We start from the raw sequence: 21517 nt of genomic DNA, 5'->3' as shown, positions 1-21517 counted from the left end.
AAAATAATTATGACTACACATATTTTTGACTTAAAAGGAACATGGACTAAAGGTAGAAATACTTCAGGCCATATTACAACTAATAATTTATCAACGAGAGTTTCGATTCCAGAGGTTATGGACGGACCTGAAATTGGCACAAATCCTGACGAAATGTTACTAGGCGCAGCTTCAACTTGTTATATGATTACTTTAGCGGCAATGATTGAGCGTTCTGAAATTGAAATCGAAAGAATTGAAGTTGATTCAAAAGGATATGTTGATGTGGAAAATGGTGTCATTACTTATAAAAAAATAGAACACTATCCTGTAATTTATATTGGGGATGAACCTGATGAAGATTTACAAGGAAAACTTAAAAGACTTGTTCAAAAAGCAGAAGAATCTTGTATGGTGACACGTGCCTTAGCTGGAAATGTTCAAGTTATTGCCAGTGGTGAAGTAAGATATTGATATGAAAGCGTTTTAATCTGAATTTTCTATAAATTCACTATATTTTTATTATTTTCTTTGCTACAATATAGAACATAAATTCAATAAGGAGTGTATATAAATATGTATCAACATGATTCTTTATTACTCGCACCAGGTCCTACGACAGTTCCTAGGCAAATTCTAGAAAGTATGAACTTACCTATGACTGGTCATAGAACAAAGGAATTTAGTCAAATTATTCATCAAGCATCAAGAGATCTACAAACAATTTTTGGGGCTAAAAACCCTGTAGCTATCCTTACTTCTTCTGGAACAAGCGCTTTAGAGGCGGCAATGGTCAATATCGTAAACCCAGACGACCATATCGTGATTATAGTATCAGGCGCTTTTGGAGACAGGTTTAAAAAGATAGCTGCTTCCTATCCATTTAACGCTCATATTTTTGAAGTTGAATGGGGAAATGGTGTAGACATAGAAGAATTCGAAGCATATATTAATGCACTCGACGAAAATATAACTGCTGTATTCACTCAATTTTGTGAAACATCGACTTCAGTGAAACATCCTATCCGTGAATTAGGTAAATTAGTACATGATATTGATCCAAATATTTATTTTGTAGTAGATGGTGTAAGCATCATTGGTGCTGTAGACGTAGATATGGAAAGAGACAATATTGATTTATTAGTTGCGGGTAGTCAAAAAGCTATCATGCTACCTCCAGGTGCTGCTTTTGTAGCGTATAATGATCGATCTATAGAAAGATTTAAAGAAGTTACAACATCACGTTTTTATTTAGACTTAAATAAATACATTACTTCATTAAATGATGATTCTACTCCTTTCACACCAGCAGTTTCACTTATAAGAGGTGTTCAAACTTATTGTGATTTAATTAATGAAGAGCAATTCGAAAATACTATTAAGCGTCACGAAGTGTGTAAAGAAGCTGTTAGAGCTGGTATAAAAGCATTAGATATCGATTTATTAGTAGAAGATCAATTTGCATCCCCTACTGTTACAGCTTTTGTACCTAATAAAGAAGAAGTAAAACCAATTAAAGATGAATTACTAAATCGTTTTAATATAACAATTGCTGGTGGTCAACAACATCTTAAAGGTTCAATTTTAAGAGTTGGACACATGGGTAAAGTGTCGCCTAATGATATGTTGAAATTCATTAGTGCATTAGAAATTGTATTATCAGAACTAAGAGGTACATCCGTACTCGGAAAAGGTATCACAAAATTCCAGGAGGTAATTAATCAATATGTTTAAAGTTATAGTCGTAGACCCAATTTCAGAAGAAGGTCTAAAAAGTTTATTAGAACATGATAATTTTGAAGTTGATATTAACACAGGTCTATCTGAATCAGAACTTACTGAAATTATAGGCAATTACGATGCATTAATAGTAAGAAGTCAGACTCAGATAACTCCTCCTATATTAAGTGCTGCAAAACAATTACGTGTGATTGCACGCGCAGGTGTTGGCGTTGATAATATTGATGTTGATTATGCAACAAAAGAAGGAATATTAGTAATCAACGCACCAGATGGTAATACAATTTCTGCAACTGAACATTCTATGGCTATGATTTTAGCGATGGCTAGAAATATTCCTGAAGCTCATCGTTCATTGCAAGAAGGAAACTGGGATAGAAAAACATTCCGCGGTACGGAGTTATATCAAAAAACACTAGGTGTTATTGGTGCTGGCCGAATTGGTCTTGGTGTTGCAAAAAGAGCACAAAGCTTTGGTATGAATATACTCGCTTTCGATCCTTATTTATCAAGCGATGAAGCAAAGCGTTTAGAGGTTACACGAGCTACAGTTGAAGAAATTGCAGAACAAGCAGACTTTATAACAGTACATACTCCTCTTACACCTAAAACTAAAGGTATAGCAAATGAGGACTTTTTCAATTTAGCGAAACCAAATTTACAAATCATTAACGTTGCTAGAGGTGGTATTATAGACGAAGACGCCTTAATTAAAGCATTAGATGAAGGTAAAATTGCTAAAGCTGCACTCGATGTATTTACAGAAGAACCAGCAAACAACACACCTTTAACGCAACACGATAAAATCATTGTAACTCCTCACCTAGGTGCATCTACAATTGAAGCACAAGAAAAAGTAGCGGTATCTGTGGCAAATGAAATCATTGATATTTTTGAAAATAATAATGTTTTACATGCTGTGAACGCCCCTCAAATTTCTGGTGATGTCGAAGAAGAATTAAGACCGTTTGTACAGTTAAGTAGAACTACTGGCGAAGTAGGTATACAATTATTTGATAAAGGACCACGTGAACTTAAAATTAAATATCATGGTGAAATAGCTTTAGATGATACAAGTTTAATTACACGCCAATTAGTAATGGGTGTGCTAAAACAAGATTTAGGCGATCACGTTAACCTTATAAATGCATTAGTTTTACTAAATGAACAAGGTGTAACTTATCAAATTGAGAAGAATAGTAAAAAATATGGTTTCAGTAACTATATAGAACTTGAGTTAATCAATAAAGAACATTCAGTTAAAATTGGTTCAACCGTTCTTAATGGATATGGTCCTCGCATCGTAAGAATCAACGACTATCCGGTAGATTTCAAGCCTGAAAAACATATGTTAATTATTAATCATAATGACCGTCCAGGTATTGTTGGTAAAATGGGACAATTACTTGGAGAGCATAAAATAAATATCGCTTCAATGCACTTAGGTAGACATTCTATCGGCGGCGAAGCAATGATGGTACTTTCAATTGACCAAGAAGCAACTGATGAAACTATTTCAGACCTTTATGGCATTGATGGTTTCCAAAGAATTAATAAAGTAGAATTAGATAAACCAATAGATTAATCTATAAATATAAAGGGAGTGGGACAGAAATCTCATTTTATTAAAAAGATTTCGTAGTCCCACCCCGGCAAGGATGACTAGGTATGAAAAAAACTTGTTATAAGCGCATTTTCATACCAGTCATCTACTGCCAATACAAAAAGAGAGTCTGGGACAATTATTTATGTTCCAGACTTTTTTTATTATCTTTATCAACTCTATTTAATTAGTATATTTCTAATATCCAATACATTATCTACTATATAATCTGCGTCATTTTCTTCTAATTCTGCTCTAGCTGCTTGCCCTTTCAGTCCTGTTAAAGTGCCTATGAAAGTTGCGCCTGTTTTCTTAGCGCTTAGAAGATCTGCTAACGAATCGCCTACTATATATATTTCTTTATCTTTAAATGCTTCTTCTTGCTTATTAATATAAGTTAAATAATTTTCATCACTATTACCACCGTGTGCTATTAAATAGCTAAATGGGTTTGGTTTACCTAAAGGTTTGTGCTCTGGGTATGTAGTTTCAGCATTTAGCACTTCCGAAGCAGTACCAATATGATATTCATCAAATTGTGTTAACCAACCAATCGTTTCAAAAGGCACTAGTGTTTCTGTTCTTGGTCTCCCAGTTGCTATACCAATTTGAAAACCATTATTTTTTAAATCAGTTAATAATTCATTTACTTTAGTAATGTCTGCTAACACAACTTCTTCTTTTATGTAGCCTTTCTTAAAATCAGTTTTAGCTGATTTCTTTTCAACTTCTTCATATAGTTCGAAACCTAAATACCATTCTTGATAAAGTTCTTGCGCGATATCCCAGAAACGGCTTTTCAATTCAAAAATAGAAGCATCTTCAATATTTAATTGGGATTTTGCAAATTCAATTAAGTCAGAGTAAATATTTTCTTTACCAGAAGTTGCTTGAGATAAAAATTCAAGTGGCGTTTCAAGCTCGATATTATAGTTACTTAATTCTATAGACCACCCTTTTAATGTTTCTATAGAAAAGTTTTGATTACTCAAGTCAAATTTACTTGTATTTGCTTTTTTTAATAAATCAATTAAATGTGTACTAATCACTATAAAAAGCATATCCCAATTGGAATTTAAGCCTAATGATTTAAGTTGATTTAAAATTTTGTCATCCAGAAATACATCTTTTCTAATTTTTCTAATATCATTTTCACTTAAATGAGTTAAATCTATAGTGCTTTGTAAATTTAAAAATTGGTCACTATATAACATTTCATATACAGTTAAAGCCGAAACGTCAAAACACCTTTCTTCACTTAAAAACACACCATCTACATCGAACAATATTTGTTTCATAATATGCCTCCATTTTTAGAACATTCTGATTATAATTTTATCATATCTATATATTTAAAACAGTAGATATTGTGGTCCTTTTAAATGAAAACGTTTTATATTAAAATTCTATAAATATTTAAGAAAGCGAGGCAGAAATTCTTATTAAAAAATAAGATTTCTGCCTCGCTTTCTTAAGATAAATTGTTATTTTTTATTAGCTTTATTAGCAATATAAGTTACTTCTTTTTGAAGTGTATTTGTTCTTTCTTCTAATAATTCCATTACTTTTGCAATTTTTTCACTTTTTTTCATATCACTAGGAAATTCACTTGGATTTATAGGATCGCCATATTTGATAAAAGATTTATGTCTAAATGTAAAAATAGACTTCACTTTTTTAGGTCCTTCAAACGCTGCAGGTATAATAGGTTTATTACTTAAGACAGCTATTGTTGCAGCGCCTCTTTTTAGTGGCGCTTCGCCCGCTTCTGCTCTATGTCCAGATGGAAATATTCCTACGCTTTTTCCTTGGTTTAATAGTTTTACAGGTGTTTTTAAAGTGCTTGGTCCTGGTTTTTCTCTATCTACTGGAAAAGCATTTAACGAATGGAAAAACTTATCTGACCAGTCTTTAGAGAACAATTCTTTTTTAGCCATATAATGAATTTCTGTAGGATATAAACTTAGTGCTAACATAATTACTTCAACATAACCACTGTGTGTACATGTCACAATATATGGTTGTTCTGGTACTTTTTCTTTATTAATAATCACGAGTTGTTTTCCGAATTTTTGAAACACTGAATACAATACACTACTTGCAAATTTATACATATGTTGACCACTCTCTTCTTAATGATATTCATATTTTATCACTCTACAACTTTAGTCTCAAGTTTTCATACAAAATATTGTAACAATTAAAATACATCATATTATTGGCAATTTTTCTTGATTTCTATAATAATTATTTTATGGATAGCATTAAGGAGGCGTTAAGTAAACATGGATCAAAATGATCAAAATCAAAATTCAAATCAACTAAATGGTACTTCAAATGAATATTACTACAAAAAGAAAATTAATATTCCGTGGTACCAAAGTTGTCTTATTCCATTTTTATCAGGTATTCTTGGTGCAGCTTTAATACTTGCACTATTTTTTGGCGGTTCTAAATTATTGGATGTATTTAATTCAACCAATGATGATGCCAATGTTACAAACGCGCCAGCAAGTGAAAAAGGTGGAAACACTAAAGATAAGGAAGCGAAAAACAATTCGGTTTCTAAAATGGTCGAAGATGTCTCCCCTTCTATTGTCGGAGTTATAAACAAACAAAAAGTGAGTGGCTTAGAATCATTTTTTGGAGGTAATAATTCTGAAGGTTCAGATGAATCACAAGAAACTGGTGCCGGAACAGGCGTGATTTATCAAGTCGATAAAAATAGCGCTTATATTGTGACTAATAATCACGTTATTGAAGGTGCTAATGAAATTGAAGTTAGACTTCATAACGATAAAGCTGTAAAAGCTAAATTAGTTGGTAAAGATGTTATGACAGATTTAGCAGTACTTAAAATTGATGGTAAATATGATATTAATCCTGTTAAATTCGCAGATTCTTCAAAAGTTAAAGCTGGTGAAACTGTATTTGCACTAGGTAATCCTCTTGGTGTAGAATTTGCAAATAGTGTTACCCAAGGTATTATATCTTCTGAAGAACGTACTATGAATGTTCAAACATCTGAAGGTGTTACAGAAGCAACTGTTATTCAAACTGATGCTGCAATCAACCCAGGTAATTCTGGTGGTGCTCTTGTCGATTTAAATGGTAATTTAATCGGTATTAACTCTATGAAAATATCACGACAAGATGTTGAAGGTATAGGTTTTGCCATACCAAGTAATGAAGTTAAACATATCATTAAAGATATTATGGACGATGGAAAAGTAACTAGACCATACATTGGTATTAGTATGATTTCAATCGACGATATCCCTGACCAATATAAAAAAGAATTAAAACTTACTGTTGATAGTGGCGTATACATTTCAGAAGTTGACGAGAAAGCAAATAATGGAATTAAAAAGGGCGATGTCATCACTGAAATAGATGGTAAGAAAGTTAAAGATGATTCGGATATTCGAAATTATATTTATAATGATAAAAAACCAGGTGACAAAATCACTCTAAAAGTCGTTAGAGATGGTAAAGAAAAATCAGCAAAAGTCACATTAAAAGAACAGAATTAAAAACTAACTAGGGGCATAAATATTAATTCAAAATAAATAAGCATATCACTTAACTAATATTTTAGTTCATAAGTGATATGCTTATTTTTATAAAAACATGACTATTACACATTTTAATGTCTCAGCCTGGTTCTTTATAAAGGCAGTGTATGTGTTATTAGAATCCTCTGCCAGCACCACCGCCGGAGAAGCCGCCGCCTCCGCCGAAACCGCCGCCAGAAAATCCGCCACCGGAACTACCAGGTGGCCCACCAAACATAAACGGTCCAGCCGAACCTCTTCTCGTTCTTCTTCTTGTACCGCCTCGTGGTGGTTTACCTCCACCATTTAAGAAATAAATAATGAAAAATATAATGATAAAAATAATAAATACTATAAAGGGAATTTTACCTAAACCACTACTTTGTGGTTCATCCTCAGTAAATTTTTTTCCGTCATATCCATAGCTTTTAGCAATTTCGTCCCAAACTGCGTCATACAATTTAGTTAAACCTTTACTATAATATGCTTTAGATTTATTTTTATCGGAAGTTTTTGCTGCTTTTTCTTGATAAGGCATAAAATTATCATCTATTAATTGTCCTACTTTTGAATCATTTAATACGCCTTCAAGTCCATCTCCAACAGCTATATCTATACCTCTATTATTATTTTCATTGCCATTATCTAAATTAAGTAGAATAACTATACCACGGTTATGTTTCTGGTCGCCTACTTTATAATGACGTCCTGCCTCGAGCGCATAGTCTTGTCTAGGTGTTTGACCAATTGATTTCATTGTCATTAACATAATATCTGCGTCGGTACCATCTTGTAGTTTTTGACCTTTTTTATTTATGTTGTTCTTATCTTTATCTAATACTAAATTAGCGTGATCTTGAACAAATACTGGCTTTTCAAGTTTAGGAAATTTATCCGCTGCAAAAGCTGTCGAGCTAAACGTGAGTAAAATTGCGATTATTAATAAATTTACGCGTTTTAAAAATTGATTCATTAAGAATCATCTCCACCAAAGTCAACTTTAGGTGCATCCTTTGCTTCACCTTTTGCTTGGAAGTATTCTTTCTTATCAAAATTGAATAAACCAGCTATGATACTTGATGGGAATTTACGTGTTGCTTGATTATATTCATTAATAGAATCGTTATAATCTTTTCTTGCAACAGCAATTCTGTTTTCTGTTCCAGCAAGTTCATCTCTTAAACCTGTGAATTGTTTATCTGCTTTTAAGTCTGGATAATTTTCACTTATCGCTATTAAACGGCTTAATGCACTATTTACTTCACCATTTGCTTCTGCTTTTTCTTGTGGCGTATTTGCACCGGCTAATTTACTTCTTGCATCTGAAACATCTTTAAACACTTTCTCTTCATGTTTCGTATAACCTTTTACTGTATCAACTAAGTTAGGTATTAAATCTACACGTCGTTGTAATTGGTTGTCGATATTAGATAGAGATTTGTCCGCTTCTTCTTCTAATCCTACCAACCTGTTATATGGTCCAATCATGATTAAACCAAGAATAACAAATACTGCTACAACAGTAATTATGGGTGCTAAGTATTTTTTCATTATTAAACTTCCTTTCACTGAATTTTACACTATTCATTATACATTATATGGTAGATAAAACTATAATTCTACAATAGAAAAGGAGTGGTAAAGAAATCTAGTATTTATAACAAGATTTCATTGTCCCTCTCCTTTTCTAAATTTTTATGAATATTTAACCATTGTATATTTCTTCTTACCTCTTCTTACAATTGTAAATTCATCTTCAATTTTGTCTTCAGTAGTAATTTCATGATTAACATCTTGAATTCTTTCACCATTTAAATATATTGCACCATTATTAATGTCTTCTCTTGCCTGTCTCTTAGATGGAGATACACCCGCTTCTATAATAAACTCTACTAATTGAGTTGTTTCTTTACTAACTACAGCTGTTGGCACATCTTTGAAACCTGCTTCGATTTCATCTTTTGTTAAAGATTTAATATCTCCTTTGAATAAAGCATTTGTAATTCTTTTTGCTTCTTCTACAGCATCTGGACCATGGATAAACCCAACCATTTCTTCAGCAAGCACTTTCTGTGCTTCTCTTAAATGAGGCGCTTCTTCTACTGTTTTTTCTAATCTTTCAATTTCTTCTCTGTCTAGGAAAGTAAAGTATTTCAAGTATTTAACAACATCTGCGTCTTGTGAATTAATCCAGAATTGGTATAACTCGTATGCAGAAGTTTTACTTCTATCTAACCAAACTGTACCTGATTCTGATTTACCGAATTTTTTGCCATCTGCTTTTGTAACTAATGGAATTGTGAATCCAAACGCCTCAGTTTCACCATACATTCTTCTCATTAAGTCAAGACCCGCTGTAATGTTACCCCATTGATCTGAACCACCGATTTGCATTTTACAGTCGTAATTTTTATTTAAATAACCGAAATCAATAGCTTGTAAAATCATATAAGTAAATTCAGTGTATGATATGCCCATTTCCAAACGTGCTTTTACTGAATCTTTACCTAACATATAATTCACACCAACATGTTTCGCATAATCTCTTAAGAAAGAAATTAAATCTATTTCTTTCAACCAATCTTTATTATTTACTAAAATTGCAGCATCTTCGCCTTCAAATTCAAAAATCTTATGCATTTGATTCATAATGCCACGAACGTTTTCTTCGACTTGTTCATCAGTCTGTAATTTTCTTTCCTCAGTTCTTCCAGAAGGATCACCAATCATACCTGTACCTCCGCCTACTAAAACAATAGGTGTATGACCATGATTTTGGAATCTTCTTAAAGTTAAATAAGGTAATAAATGTCCTATATGTAAACTATCTGCAGTTGGATCTGCACCACAGTATATTTTTACTGACTCTTTATTTAATAATTCTTCAATTCCCTCTTCATCAGTTTGCTGATAAACAAGGCCTCTCCATTTTAAATCTTCTAATAATGCATTTGCCATAATATTTTCCTCCTCCAAAATAAAATAAAATAAAAAAGCACCCTTACAATAAAATGTAAGGGTGCTTGAATACACGGTACCACCATACTTATGACATTATTATGTCATCTCTCATTAATGTTACGTACATTAAAAACGTAGAACTATTTTTTACAAGGTGTATTCACAATTACCTCTTTATCAGTTCCCAGCACCACTGACTCTCTTAAAAAGATAATAATCATTACTTCTCCTTTAGTTCAACACAATCTGCAATTAATTACAAAGTATAAAGCTAACAATTTTAAAAGTCAATATTATTTATATATGTTATAATTATGATGATTAGATTGGAGGTTAAAATTTGAGTTCAAATCAGTCTAAAAATAAATTCAAAGATCAATTTAATCGTTCAAGTAAGAAATATAAAAATACTTTTAAAGAAGCAAAATGGACTCCAAAACTAATATTCTTTACAACTTACCAAGTCATAAGCAATTTGTTTTTTATTATTCTTTTTATTAGTTGTTTATTACTAGCATTAGGTTTAGGTATTGGTGGCGGATACTTTGCAGGCCTCGTCAAAGATGAAAAAGTGATGTCTAAGAAAGAAATGAAAGAACAACTTTATTCTATGACCGAAAGCACGTCTGTATATTTTGGTTCTGGAGAATCTCTTGGCCGATTAAAAAGTGATGTCCAAAGGGATGTTATTAAGGGAAATGAAATAAGTGATAATGTAAAAAATGCACTTATAGCAACAGAAGACGAAGAGTTTTACCAACATAATGGTATTGTACCAAAAGCATTTTTACGTGCCTCAGTACAAGAAGTACTAGGTAGTTCAAATTCTTCTGGTGGTAGTACTTTAACGCAACAATTAGTTAAAAATCAGTTATTAACAAATGAAACATCATTCGAACGTAAAGCAAAAGAAATGCTGCTATCTATGAATGTCGAAAAAAACTTATCAAAAGATGAAATTATAGACAGTTATTTAAATGTAGTATCATTTGGACGTAACTCTAATGGGTCTAATATTGCAGGTATTGAATCAGCTGCACAAGGTGTATTTGGAAAATCTGCTAAAAATTTAAATGTTGCACAATCAGCTTATTTAGCAGGATTACCTCAAAACCCATATACTTACACACCATTTTTACCAAACGGTGATTTAAAAGATGATAAATCATTAGAGTTTGGTATTAATCGTCAGCAATATGTACTTAAAAGAATGTATCAAGAAGAAAAAATCAGTAAAAAAGAATACGATGAAGCTTTAAAATTTGATATTAAAAAATCATTTGTCGATAAAGTTGAAGAACCAAATCAAAAATATCCATTCTTAACTGAAGAAGTGGAAGATCGTACAATCGACATTTTAAAATATCATTTAGCTAAAAAAGATAACATTTCTAAGAAAGAATTAGACCAAACGCCAGTATTAATGACTAAATATACTGAGAAAGCTAATAAAGCAATGCGTACTGAAGGATACAGAGTCGATACAACAATCGAAAAAGATATGTATGACACTCTTCAAGATGTAAAAAATAATTCAAATAGCTATTCTTGGGATAGAGAAGCAAGCTACACTAATGCGGAAGGTAAAAAAGCAACAAAAGATTTCCAACACGAAGTTGGTGCACTACTAAAAGAAAATGGTAGCGGTAAGATCTTAGCATTTGTAGGTGGTCGTGATTATGAAAAATCACAAATCAATCACGCAACAAAAGCAAAAAGATCACCTGGTTCTACAATGAAACCACTCTTAACATATGCACCAGCATTTGAACATGGTTTAATCACACCAAACACTGCTTTACTAGATAAAAAGTTTGATATCAATGGTTATTCACCTGATAACTATGATAGAAGAGAGTTTGGTCCCGTAACTGTAGATTATGCATTAAGAAATTCACTTAACTTAAGTACATTAAGATTATACAGTAACGTACAGGATTATAAACCATGGGAAAACCTTAATAAAATGGGTATGAACGTACCAGAAAACGTACAAGATGGATTAGCACTAACATTAGGTACAGCTGACTTCACTTTAGGACAAGATGTTGATGGATTTAGTACTTTAGCTAATAAAGGTGAATATAACGATAGTTATATGATTGAATCCATTAAAACACGTGACGGTGAAGTTGTTTACCAACATAAGAAAGACCCTAAACGTATATTCAGTGAATCTACCACTTATTTAACAACTGATATACTAAAAGGTGTACTAGACGATGGGTCAGGTTATCAAATTAAAGATTCTTATGATGGAACATGGGCAGCTAAAACAGGTACATCAGAAGCTGGTAAAGACAGCTTATTAGTAGGATATACACCGAAAGTAACATTAGGTATTTGGATGGGCTACGATCAACCAATTACATTTGACGAAGATAGTCATTATCAAATCTTTATGTGGAGAGATATGGTTAACGCCCTATCAAATACAGATAGAGAGAAATTAGGATATGACAGCGATTTCGAAAAACCAAGTACAGTTAGTGAGAAGACAATTTGTCAATACACAAACTCTACTGGTAGTTGTAGTAAAGGCGAATCAAAAGCTTCTACATTAATCTCTGATAAAGTAGATACTTCTGAAAAAGACATTTATTCAGAATCAGTATTGAAACGACTTGGTATTGCTGTAGATGGAAATACATCATCTAAAATCAAACCTAAAGAGAAAGTATCTAAAAACTCTAAAGAAGCTTGGTCATACAACTCAAGCGAAAACAAAAAAGCAGATTCAGATAGCGGTAAACCATCCAGTGGTACAAGTACTAAACCACCAAGTGGTGACTAACCTAATTATCATAAAACGAATATAATAAAAACAGGTTGAGACAATTATTTATATCCCAACCTGAAACTTAAAACATCAATCCTTTAGTTTTATAACTTTCGGATTGATGTTTTTTTATTTGATATATGATATTTTTTAGAATAAACCTTTCGCTGTGCCATCTTCATTAACATCCATATTCAAAGCAGCTGGTTGTTTCGGTAATCCAGGCATCGTCATAATATCTCCTGTCAATGCTACTATAAAACCCGCCCCTGTTTTCGGCAATAATTCTCGTATTGTTATATCAAATTCTGTAGGCGCACCTAATTTTGTAGGATCATCGGTAAATGAATATTGTGTTTTAGCGACGCATACTGGATATTTATCCCAACCATTTTCTTTTATTGTTTTCAATTGTTTATAAGCTTTATCTGTAAATTTGACTGTACGACCACCGTAAACTTTTTGAACGATGGTTTCAAGCTTATCTTCTATAGACATTTCTAAATCATATAGTGGTTTAAATTGTTGAGGTTTTTCTAGTACTTTTAAAACTTCTTTTGCTAAATCTATACCTCCTTTACCACCTTTTTCCCAAACTTCAGTTAAAGCAACTTTCACACCTTGCCCTTTACACCAATCTTCAACAAATTTTACTTCTTCATCCGTATCATGAATAAAAGCATTGATTGCTACAACTGGCTCTACACCAAATTGTTTAATATTTTCAATATGTTTATTTAAGTTTACAATACCTTTTTTGACTGCTTCTACATTCTCAGTTTTTAGTTCATTTTTTGAAACGCCGCCGTGCATTTTTAAAGCTCTAATAGTAGCTACAATTACAATAGCACTTGGATCAAATCCTGCTTTACGCGCTTTTATGTCTAAAAATTTTTCTGCCCCTAAATCGGAACCAAACCCACTCTCTGTTACAACAACATCCGCTAGTTTACGCGCAGTATTTGTTGCAATAATTGAATTACAACCGTGAGCAATATTAGCAAATGGCCCACCATGTACTAGTGCTGGTGTACCTTCAATAGTTTGAACAATATTAGGTTTGATAGCATCTTTTAAAATGAGCGTTAAAGCTCCTTCTACTTTTAAGTCTCTTACTGTTATAGGTTTTTTATCGACTGTATAACCGACAGTTATATTGTCAAGGTTTTCTTTCAAATCTTCTATTCCGTTTGAAAGACAGAATATCGCCATTATTTCAGACGCTACAGTTATATCAAATCCATCTTCTCTTGGAACACCTCTACCTGGTCCACCTAGTCCAACTACTACTTGTCTTAGTTCTCTATCGTTCATATCTAATACACGTTTCCATTCAATTCGTCTTGAATCTATATTGAGTTCATTACCATGATATATATGATTGTCTATAAAAGCAGATAATGCATTATTAGCAGTTGTAATAGCATGTAAGTCACCATTAAAATGCAAATTAATTTCTTCCATTGGGAGTACTTGAGCGTAACCTCCCCCAGTCGCTCCACCTTTCATGCCAAAAACAGGTCCTAGTGATGGTTCACGTAGAGCTACCATAACTTTTTCATTCAATTGATTTAAAGCATCAGCTAGACCTACTGTTACAGTAGATTTCCCTTCTCCTGCTGGTGTTGGACTCAATGCTGTAACTAATACAACTTTCCCTTTTTCTGTTTTATCTTTTAATTTTGTAATATCAACTTTCCCGCGAAAATGTCCATAAGGTTCAAGTGCCTCGTTTGTTATACCTACTTTTTCAGCTATTTCATTAATGCGTTTTAACGTACTTTGATTTGCAATTTCTAAATCTGATAAATGACTCAAGCTCATTCACTCCTTAAATTTAAATAACAAATTCATATGTATACCTTTTCAACTTCTATCTTTAGCATATACAAATATGCATAAAAAGTCGATTAATATTATTGTGAAATTCATATGAAATACTGTTGTTAAAAATCAAATTTTTGACATGAAGAAAGCCAAGAAACTCCTTTATATTTAAAGGATTATTCTTGGCTTTTTAACATGATTAATATTAACTTATTCTTCTAAAGTAGATAAATCTCCTGCTGGTAAGTCTAGTTCCCAAGCTTTTAATACACGTCTCATAATTTTACCTGAACGTGTCTTAGGTAATTTATCCTTAAATTCTATCTCACGAGGTGCTGCATGCCCAGCTAAACCTTCTTTAACAAACTTTCTTATTTCTTCTTTTAGTTCATCAGATTCTTCATATCCATCTCTTAAACCAATGAATGCTTTAATAATTTCTCCACGAACTGGATCTGGTTTACCTATTACACCCGCTTCAGCAACTGCTGGATGTTCAACAAGTTTAGATTCAACTTCAAACGGTCCTACTCGTTCACCTGCAGTCATGATGACATCATCAACACGCCCTTGGAACCAGTAATAACCATCTTCATCTTTATAAGCTGAATCTCCAGAAACGTACCATTCGTCGTTAATGAAATATGAATCATATTTAGGCTGGTTATTCCAAATTGTTCTCATCATTGAAGGCCAACCTTTTTTCAGAGCTAAATTACCCATTCTATTTGGTGGTAGTTCATTACCTTGATCATCAACAATTGCTGCTTCAATACCTGGTAATGGTTTACCCATTGAACCAGCTCTAATATCCAATGAAGGATAGTTAACAATCATGTGTCCACCTGTTTCAGTCATCCACCAAGTATCATGTACGCGGTGGTTGAATACATTATAAGCCCATTTAATTACTTCTGGGTTTAGTGGTTCACCAACTGAAAGAACATGTCTTAATGATGAAAGGTCATACTTTTTAACAATGTCATCACCAGCGCCCATTAACATTCTTAGTGCAGTTGGTGCTGTATACCAGATTGTAACGTTGAATGTTTGGATGAATTCATACCATCCTTCAGGTGAGAATCTTCCACCTGCCACACAATTTGTTACGCCATTTAGCCATGGACTAAAGATACCGTATGATGTTCCTGTAACCCAACCCGGATCAGCAGTACACCAGTATACGTCATCTTCTTTAAAATCTAAAACATATTTACCAGATATATAATGAACTAACATTGCTTCTTGTACGTGTAATACACCTTTAGGCTGTCCTGTTGAACCTGAAGTGTAATGTAAAATTAATCCGTCTTCTCTATCTAACCATTCTATTTCAAATTCACTATCAGCTTTTTCGAGTTCTTTATTGAAGTCAACATACTCTTCAGAAACATTTTCATCAACAATTACAATATGTTCTAAATTCGGTAATTCATCTTTAGGTATTCGATCTACTAGATCATTAGTTGTGATGATTACTTTAGCTTCACTATTTTCTAAGCGATCTTTTACCGCTTTTTCCATAAACGCTTCAAACAATGGTCCAACAATACCACCAATTTTTAATGTTCCTAACAAAGCAAAATATAATTCTGGTGTTCTTGGCATAAATATAAATACACGGTCACCTTTTTCAACATTTGCTTTATCTTTTAAAAGATTAGCGGCTTTATTACTAGCAATTTGTAAGTCTTTAAACGTATAACTATCTTGTCTATTTTGATCTTTATAGTGGAGTGCAAATTTGTCCCCTTTACCATTGTCCACATGACGATCTATACATTCATATGCCATGTTTATTTTACCAGTTTCACTCCAACTGAAATTTTTCTCAATATCTTTCCAGTTATGATTATTAACTGCATTCTCATAATTTGATAGATTATAATCTTCGTTTAATGCTTCGTATACTTCGACTTTCATCTAAATCTCCCCTTTTATAAATGTAATCGTTTCCAATAAAGCCTGAGTCTATTATAATATAAGTAGATGATACTTTTCAAAAAAATTTGATTATTCAAAATAAACTTTATATTTACACATTACCATATTAATAGGAAGGAGGTATACTATGGACTATAAAAAGACCTTCATATCAGAAACTATACCCTTTACATCTGATTCTAATATAACAATTGAAGGTCCTGTAGAACCCGAAAAATTAAAAGAAATGACTTTTGATGAAGGGTTAGATAGTTTTCGCGTACCTAAGGAACAATTTGAAGCGCTAATAGAAATTTCTGAATTACCTGAAGGAAGAATTATTGTATGTAGAATAGATCAACATATTATCGGTTATACAACTTACGTTTATCCTGATCCACTTGAGCGTTGGTCAGATGGTGACCTACCCTATATCCTTGAGTTAGGTGCTATTGAACTTTCTTTAGAATACAGAAAATATGGACTTGGAAAGAAAATGCTTAAATTAGCTATGAAGTCACCAGAAATGGAAGATTATATCGTTATCACTACAGAATACTATTGGCATTGGGATTTAAAAAACAGTGGATTAGATGTTTATGAATATCAAAAAATCATGCATAAAATGATGGCAGAAGGTGGTTTAGAAGTATTTGCGACTGATGACCCAGAAATAATCAGCCATCCTGCCAATAGTTTAATGGCAAGAATAGGAGCAAATATTAGCCAAGAGCAAATGGAAGCTTTCGACAGACTAAGATTTATGAATCGTTTTTTCTTTTAAGGAGGTATATTATGTTAGTTGAAAAAATTATGACTTCACCTTGTACAACAATTCAAGGTAACCAATCTATTGAAAATGCTTTAGAACTTATGACACAAAAAGAAATTAGGCATTTGCCAATTGTAAATGAAAAAGACGAATTGTTAGGAATTATTTCAGATAAAGATATAAAAATGGCTTTACCAAGCATTTTATCTGATGAAGATCCAAATAATAGTTTAAGTTTATCTGTTTCTAAAATTATGAGAAGAAATGTTATTAGATGTCATCCTTTAGATTTTGTAGAAGATATAGCTTTAGATTTTTACGAAATGGCAATTGGAGCTATACCAGTTCTCCGTGATAATAAAGTAATTGGTATCGTCACACAAAAAGATATGTTAAATACATTTTTAGAACTAACTGGTGTTACAATTCCTGGTTCTATAATTGAAGTACATATTGACGATAAAATTGGTGCATTACACGATATTACTGCTATATTTAAAGAACAAAATATTGATATATTAAACGTTCTTGCTTATGCTGATCAAGAAAATGTTAAGAAAAGATATCTTATGTTACGAGTAAAATCAATGAATCCTGAAAAAATATATAAATTATTGGAAGAGAAAAATTACCATGTCATATATCCATTTGGTATAAGAAATGACTAATGTTAAATATGTGTATTCAGAGGATTTATTGAAATATCGTTTTTCAGATAGTCACCCTTTCAATCAAATGCGTTTAAAGTTAACGACTGATTTGCTTATTGACCTAGGTGTGCTTAAATCTGAACATTTGATACAACCAAGATTAGCAACTGACGAAGAATTAGAACTCGTTCATGAACCGAGCTACATAGAAGCTATTAAAAAAGCAGGCAATGGAGATTTACCTATAGAAGAATATGATAAATATGGATTAAATAGTGAAGACACCCCTCAATTTGTAAACATGCATGAAAATAGTGCAAGAGTTGTAGGTGGAACTTTGAATGCAGTTGATGCAGTTATGTCTGGTGAAGCAAAGAGAGCATGCCATTTAGGTGGTGGATTACATCATGGATTCAAAGGGAAAGCAAGTGGATTTTGTATTTATAATGACAGTGCTGTTGCAATACAATATTTACAATCCAAATATAAACAAAGGGTTTTGTATATTGATACAGATGCACATCATGGAGATGGCGTTCAATGGTCATTTTACACTAATGAAGATGTTATGAATTATTCTATTCATGAAACAGGTCGATATTTATTCCCTGGAACAGGTGCCATTACTGAGCGTGGAGATGGTAAAGGATTTGGTAGAACTGTAAACATACCATTAGACGCATACACGGAGGATGAATCATATATAGACGTATTTAAAGAAACAGTAGAAGCTGTATGTAAAGCTTACAAGCCAGATATTATACTAAGTGTAAATGGTGTCGATATTCATTATTTAGATCCACTCACGCATTTAAGTTGTACTTTGAATACGTTATATCAAATACCATATATCGTAAAAAATCTAGCAGACGAGTATTGTGATGGTAAAGTCATTATGATCGGCGGAGGCGGATATAATATTTGGAGAGTTGTACCTAGAGCTTGGTCTCATGTTTGGTTTGCTTTAAATGATCTTGATACCCCAAAAGGAAATATACCACAGACTTGGCTTGATAAATATCAAAGCAGCGCTCCGTTTCCTTTACCAAAAACATGGATAGATGAAAAAGATGATTATATGGAAATACCAAGAAAAACCGAAATAACTGAAAAAAATAATAACACGAAATTAAGAATTTTAGAGTGGTATAAATAAAAAAGAGGGAGATTCGTTTATCGAATTCCCTCTTTTATTATTTAGTTGTGCCTCTATATTCTATTCTATACGGCAATATAACATTAGGCTCGTCAATTTGTTCGTCATTCATATATTTAGTTAACAATCTCATTCCAACAGCTCCAATGTCATAAAGCGGTTGAGTAACACTTGATAATTGTGGTCTAACCATATGAACGAGTCTTGTGTTATTAAAGCTGACAACTTGCAATTCTTCAGGTATTTTAACACCTGCATCTTGAGCAGCATGAACAATACCAATTGCTTGTTCATCACTTATACAAAGAATTGCATCAGGATTAGCTTGAGATACTGTCTCATATGCTTTACTGCCATCTTTATATGTTTCATTACCAACATATTTAGCATTGTCATTAATATCTAGACCAGCCTCTTCTAATGCAGACTCAAGACCTTGAATAGCATCGTCTTGTGCTTTCTCTGAGTATCCACCACCAACGAATGCAAACTTCTTAGCACCATTCTCAATAAGTGTATTTGCTATTTCTTTACTAGCTTGTGTGTAATTAATGTTTACAGATGCTAATTTTGATTCTTTATCATTTGTTCCAGATACTACAACTGGTACAGATGATTTCTCAATTAACTCAACAGTTTCGTCAGTTAATGTTCCACCAAGGAAGATAATACCATCAACTTGTTTACTCAATAAGTTGTTAAATATTTCTTGTTCTTTATCACTATCGTTATCAGAGTTAGAAATAATTGTATGATATTTATACATTGTTGCTATATCTTCTAATCCTCTTGCTAATTCAGAATAATAAACATTCGAAATATCTGGTATAATTACGCCAACTGTTGTAGTTTTTTTACTTGCTAAACCACGTGCAACAGCATTTGGTCTATAGTTTAATCTCTTAATAACTTCGTTTACTTTATCTCTAGTTGACGGTTTAACATTTTGGTTACCATTTACAACACGAGATACAGTAGCCATTGAAACTTTTGCTTCTCTTGCTACATCATATATTGTTACAGTCATAATATCCTCCCATTTTTGAAAACGTTTTCTAGTACATTCTATCACGTTTTCATATTGTTTTCAAAGCATATGAAAGCGAACTCACAATTACTCATTATAAGATATTCATAAACTCTTGTCGATAAAAGAAACTTAAGTTTTTAAAAGAAAGTGTAAAATGAAAATTGTTTTTCAGAAAACGGCGATAAATTAAACTATACCACATAAAGCTTATGTTTTTCCATAATAAAATCCCTCTAAAGTGAACACATATTATGTTTACTTAAAGGGATAATATTAATAAATATTTTTTAATTGAGCTTATTTCTCATAAAGTTTTGCAGCTTTTACAATTTCTTTGTAAAACGCATCAAACTCATTTAAATCCATTTGTTGTCCAGCATCACTTAATGCTACTGATGGATCTGGATGTACTTCTGCCATAACACCATCAGCTCCTACTGCTAATGCTGCTTTAGCACATGGTAACATGATATCTTTACGGCCAGTACTATGTGTAACGTCAACCATAACTGGTAAGTGTGTACCTTGTTTTAAGATTGGAACAGCTGAAATATCTAAAGTATTTCTAGTTGCTTTTTCATACGTTCTAATACCACGTTCACATAGGATGATATTGCTATTACCTTGTGAATGTATGTATTCTGCAGCGTAAATAAATTCTTCAATAGTTGCAGATAATCCGCGTTTTAATAATACAGGTTTATTCGTTTTACCTGCTTCTTTTAATAACTCAAAGTTTTGCATGTTACGAGCACCTATTTGGAATACATCTAAGTAGTCGTCTGCTAATTCAAAGTGAGCAGGGTTTACGATTTCACTTACAACATTTAAACCGTATTTATCTTTAGTATTTTTTAAAATTTGTAGACCTTCTTCTCCAAGCCCTTGGAAATCATATGGAGATGTACGTGGTTTGAATGCGCCACCTCTTATGAATTTCTCACCTCTATTAGCTAAATCTTGTGCTACTGTATCTACTTGTTCTTGTGACTCTACAGAACATGGACCAAATACAAATTGCTTTTTATTATTACCTACTATTGCACCATTATCAAACTGTACGATAGTATCTTCTGGTTTTAATTTACGAGAAACATATAAATGTTTTTCATTTTCAGATTTTTGTAAATCAGTTGAAGCTTTAAATATTTCTTTAAATAATTGCTTAATAGTATTATCGTTAAATGGTCCTTTATTAGCGTCAATTAATTTATTTAACATTTCTTTTTCACGCTGTGGATCATAAACTTGAGTACCTTGTTTACTTTTTTCTTCACCGATCTTTTTAGCTAGGTCACCACGTTCTGATAACAATCCTAAAATTTCGTCATTAATTTCTTCTACTCTCTGTCTTAAATTCTCTAATTCATTTGTCATCCTCTTCACCTCATGTAAACAATTTAACTCACATACTTTAAAGCGATAAAATATATAAGTGATTAGATAGTAGTATAACAATTAAAATCGAGCTATTCAACCTTAATTGTTATTTTTCTGAAAATAATTATAATTTATGTTTATGTTATATATAATACCTCATATG

At 32.3% G+C, this 21517-nt stretch carries 17 protein-coding genes and 1 other annotated feature; of the genes, 8 read left to right on the top strand and 9 right to left on the bottom strand.

Translation table 11 applies throughout. The features are described 5' to 3' along the window. Positions 1-9 precede the first annotated feature (9 nt). From CD135_RS10655 to serA, 3 genes are all read left to right on the top strand, one after another. Entirely contained in the window at positions 10-453 is a 444-nt protein-coding gene (locus CD135_RS10655; RefSeq protein WP_017000625.1) for an SACOL1771 family peroxiredoxin, read from the top strand. Between the two features lie 102 nt (positions 454-555). Further along, positions 556-1713, top strand: a complete 1158-nt coding sequence (locus tag CD135_RS10650; RefSeq protein WP_064204357.1) for a pyridoxal-phosphate-dependent aminotransferase family protein — start codon at positions 556-558, stop codon at positions 1711-1713. Then, positions 1706-3304 carry a phosphoglycerate dehydrogenase gene (gene serA, locus CD135_RS10645; RefSeq protein ID WP_103269446.1) on the top strand — a complete coding sequence of 533 codons (1599 nt, stop codon included), beginning with the start codon at positions 1706-1708 and terminating at the stop codon, positions 3302-3304. The genes CD135_RS10650 and serA overlap by 8 nt, the downstream gene beginning before the upstream one ends. 197 nt (positions 3305-3501) lie before the next feature. Here serA and CD135_RS10640 read toward each other — a convergent pair whose 3' ends face one another. Both CD135_RS10640 and CD135_RS10635 read right to left on the bottom strand, forming a co-directional pair. After that, entirely contained in the window at positions 3502-4620 is a 1119-nt protein-coding gene (locus CD135_RS10640) for an HAD family hydrolase (protein WP_103269445.1), read from the bottom strand. 186 nt (positions 4621-4806) lie between these two features. Next, positions 4807-5436 carry a lysophospholipid acyltransferase family protein gene (locus CD135_RS10635; RefSeq protein ID WP_064204360.1) on the bottom strand — a complete coding sequence of 210 codons (630 nt, stop codon included), beginning with the start codon at positions 5434-5436 and terminating at the stop codon, positions 4807-4809. A gap of 171 nt (positions 5437-5607) precedes the next feature. Here CD135_RS10635 and CD135_RS10630 point away from each other — a divergent pair, with 171 nt between their 5' ends. After that, positions 5608-6855, top strand: a complete 1248-nt coding sequence (locus CD135_RS10630) for a S1C family serine protease (protein WP_103269444.1) — start codon at positions 5608-5610, stop codon at positions 6853-6855. Between the two features lie 157 nt (positions 6856-7012). Here CD135_RS10630 and CD135_RS10625 read toward each other — a convergent pair whose 3' ends face one another. The 3 genes from CD135_RS10625 to tyrS all read right to left on the bottom strand — a co-directional run bounded on the left by CD135_RS10625 (position 7013) and on the right by tyrS (position 9834). After that, positions 7013-7849: a TPM domain-containing protein gene (locus tag CD135_RS10625; RefSeq protein ID WP_070044694.1), complete on the bottom strand. Its 837-nt coding sequence runs from the start codon at positions 7847-7849 to the stop codon at positions 7013-7015. After that, positions 7849-8427, bottom strand: coding sequence for a LemA family protein (locus tag CD135_RS10620; protein WP_017000619.1), 579 nt, complete (start codon positions 8425-8427; stop codon positions 7849-7851). Before CD135_RS10620 ends, CD135_RS10625 begins: the two co-directional genes overlap by 1 nt. Positions 8428-8571: 144 nt before the next feature. Beyond that, a complete protein-coding gene (gene tyrS / locus CD135_RS10615; RefSeq protein ID WP_064204362.1) occupies positions 8572-9834 on the bottom strand; it encodes a tyrosine--tRNA ligase in 1263 nt (420 codons plus the stop codon). Between the two features lie 54 nt (positions 9835-9888). Next, positions 9889-10077: a binding site (T-box leader), on the bottom strand. 100 nt (positions 10078-10177) lie between these two features. Between tyrS and CD135_RS10610 the strand changes: the two genes are divergently transcribed. Then, complete coding sequence (locus tag CD135_RS10610) at positions 10178-12631, top strand: transglycosylase domain-containing protein (RefSeq protein ID WP_064204363.1); 2454 nt, start codon at positions 10178-10180, stop codon at positions 12629-12631. Between the two features lie 135 nt (positions 12632-12766). Here CD135_RS10610 and CD135_RS10605 read toward each other — a convergent pair whose 3' ends face one another. Beyond that, on the bottom strand, positions 12767-14434 hold the full coding sequence (locus CD135_RS10605; RefSeq protein ID WP_103269443.1) for a formate--tetrahydrofolate ligase: 1668 nt from the start codon (positions 14432-14434) through the stop codon (positions 12767-12769). A gap of 219 nt (positions 14435-14653) precedes the next feature. Continuing rightward, positions 14654-16366 (bottom strand): acetate--CoA ligase, encoded by a 1713-nt coding sequence (gene acsA / locus CD135_RS10600; RefSeq protein ID WP_017000615.1) that lies wholly within the window; start codon positions 16364-16366, stop codon positions 14654-14656. A gap of 148 nt (positions 16367-16514) precedes the next feature. On the opposite strand from acsA, the gene CD135_RS10595 reads away from it, so the two are divergent. Genes CD135_RS10595 through CD135_RS10585 form a run of 3 tightly spaced genes read left to right on the top strand, consistent with a single transcriptional unit; the run spans position 16515 to position 18944 of the window. Beyond that, positions 16515-17150, top strand: coding sequence for a GNAT family N-acetyltransferase (locus tag CD135_RS10595; protein WP_017000614.1), 636 nt, complete (start codon positions 16515-16517; stop codon positions 17148-17150). 11 nt (positions 17151-17161) lie between these two features. Next, a complete protein-coding gene (locus CD135_RS10590) occupies positions 17162-17806 on the top strand; it encodes a CBS and ACT domain-containing protein (RefSeq protein WP_017000613.1) in 645 nt (214 codons plus the stop codon). Further along, on the top strand, positions 17799-18944 hold the full coding sequence (locus CD135_RS10585; RefSeq protein ID WP_103269442.1) for an acetoin utilization protein AcuC: 1146 nt from the start codon (positions 17799-17801) through the stop codon (positions 18942-18944). The genes CD135_RS10590 and CD135_RS10585 overlap by 8 nt, the downstream gene beginning before the upstream one ends. A 37-nt stretch (positions 18945-18981) precedes the next feature. On the opposite strand, the gene ccpA is transcribed toward CD135_RS10585, so the two are convergent. Continuing rightward, a complete protein-coding gene (gene ccpA, locus CD135_RS10580; RefSeq protein WP_017000611.1) occupies positions 18982-19971 on the bottom strand; it encodes a catabolite control protein A in 990 nt (329 codons plus the stop codon). A 300-nt stretch (positions 19972-20271) separates the two neighbouring features. Then, positions 20272-21351, bottom strand: a complete 1080-nt coding sequence (locus tag CD135_RS10575) for a bifunctional 3-deoxy-7-phosphoheptulonate synthase/chorismate mutase (RefSeq protein WP_064204367.1) — start codon at positions 21349-21351, stop codon at positions 20272-20274. Between the last annotated feature and the right edge of the window lie 166 nt (positions 21352-21517).

It is taken from the genome of Mammaliicoccus lentus (assembly GCF_002902755.1).
Lineage (GTDB): Bacteria > Bacillota > Bacilli > Staphylococcales > Staphylococcaceae > Mammaliicoccus > Mammaliicoccus lentus.
The sequence above is the reverse complement of the archived record's forward strand: the minus strand, read 5'-3'. Positions and strand labels throughout refer to the sequence as shown.

Bases quoted from the DNA above. Each gene is read 5' to 3' on its own strand.
- CD135_RS10620 (WP_017000619.1), bottom strand. From the start codon at position 8,427: ATGAAAAAATACTTAGCACCCATAATTACTGTTGTAGCAGTATTTGTT.
- tyrS (WP_064204362.1), bottom strand. From the start codon at position 9,834: ATGGCAAATGCATTATTAGAAGATTTAAAATGGAGAGGCCTTGTTTAT.
- CD135_RS10575 (WP_064204367.1), bottom strand. From the start codon at position 21,351: ATGACAAATGAATTAGAGAATTTAAGACAGAGAGTAGAAGAAATTAAT.
- CD135_RS10585 (WP_103269442.1), top strand. From the start codon at position 17,799: ATGACTAATGTTAAATATGTGTATTCAGAGGATTTATTGAAATATCGT.
- CD135_RS10595 (WP_017000614.1), top strand. From the start codon at position 16,515: ATGGACTATAAAAAGACCTTCATATCAGAAACTATACCCTTTACATCT.
- CD135_RS10590 (WP_017000613.1), top strand. From the start codon at position 17,162: ATGTTAGTTGAAAAAATTATGACTTCACCTTGTACAACAATTCAAGGT.
- CD135_RS10640 (WP_103269445.1), bottom strand. From the start codon at position 4,620: ATGAAACAAATATTGTTCGATGTAGATGGTGTGTTTTTAAGTGAAGAA.
- CD135_RS10650 (WP_064204357.1), top strand. From the start codon at position 556: ATGTATCAACATGATTCTTTATTACTCGCACCAGGTCCTACGACAGTT.
- ccpA (WP_017000611.1), bottom strand. From the start codon at position 19,971: ATGACTGTAACAATATATGATGTAGCAAGAGAAGCAAAAGTTTCAATG.
- CD135_RS10635 (WP_064204360.1), bottom strand. From the start codon at position 5,436: ATGTATAAATTTGCAAGTAGTGTATTGTATTCAGTGTTTCAAAAATTC.
- acsA (WP_017000615.1), bottom strand. From the start codon at position 16,366: ATGAAAGTCGAAGTATACGAAGCATTAAACGAAGATTATAATCTATCA.
- CD135_RS10630 (WP_103269444.1), top strand. From the start codon at position 5,608: ATGGATCAAAATGATCAAAATCAAAATTCAAATCAACTAAATGGTACT.
- CD135_RS10625 (WP_070044694.1), bottom strand. From the start codon at position 7,849: ATGAATCAATTTTTAAAACGCGTAAATTTATTAATAATCGCAATTTTA.
- serA (WP_103269446.1), top strand. From the start codon at position 1,706: ATGTTTAAAGTTATAGTCGTAGACCCAATTTCAGAAGAAGGTCTAAAA.
- CD135_RS10655 (WP_017000625.1), top strand. From the start codon at position 10: ATGACTACACATATTTTTGACTTAAAAGGAACATGGACTAAAGGTAGA.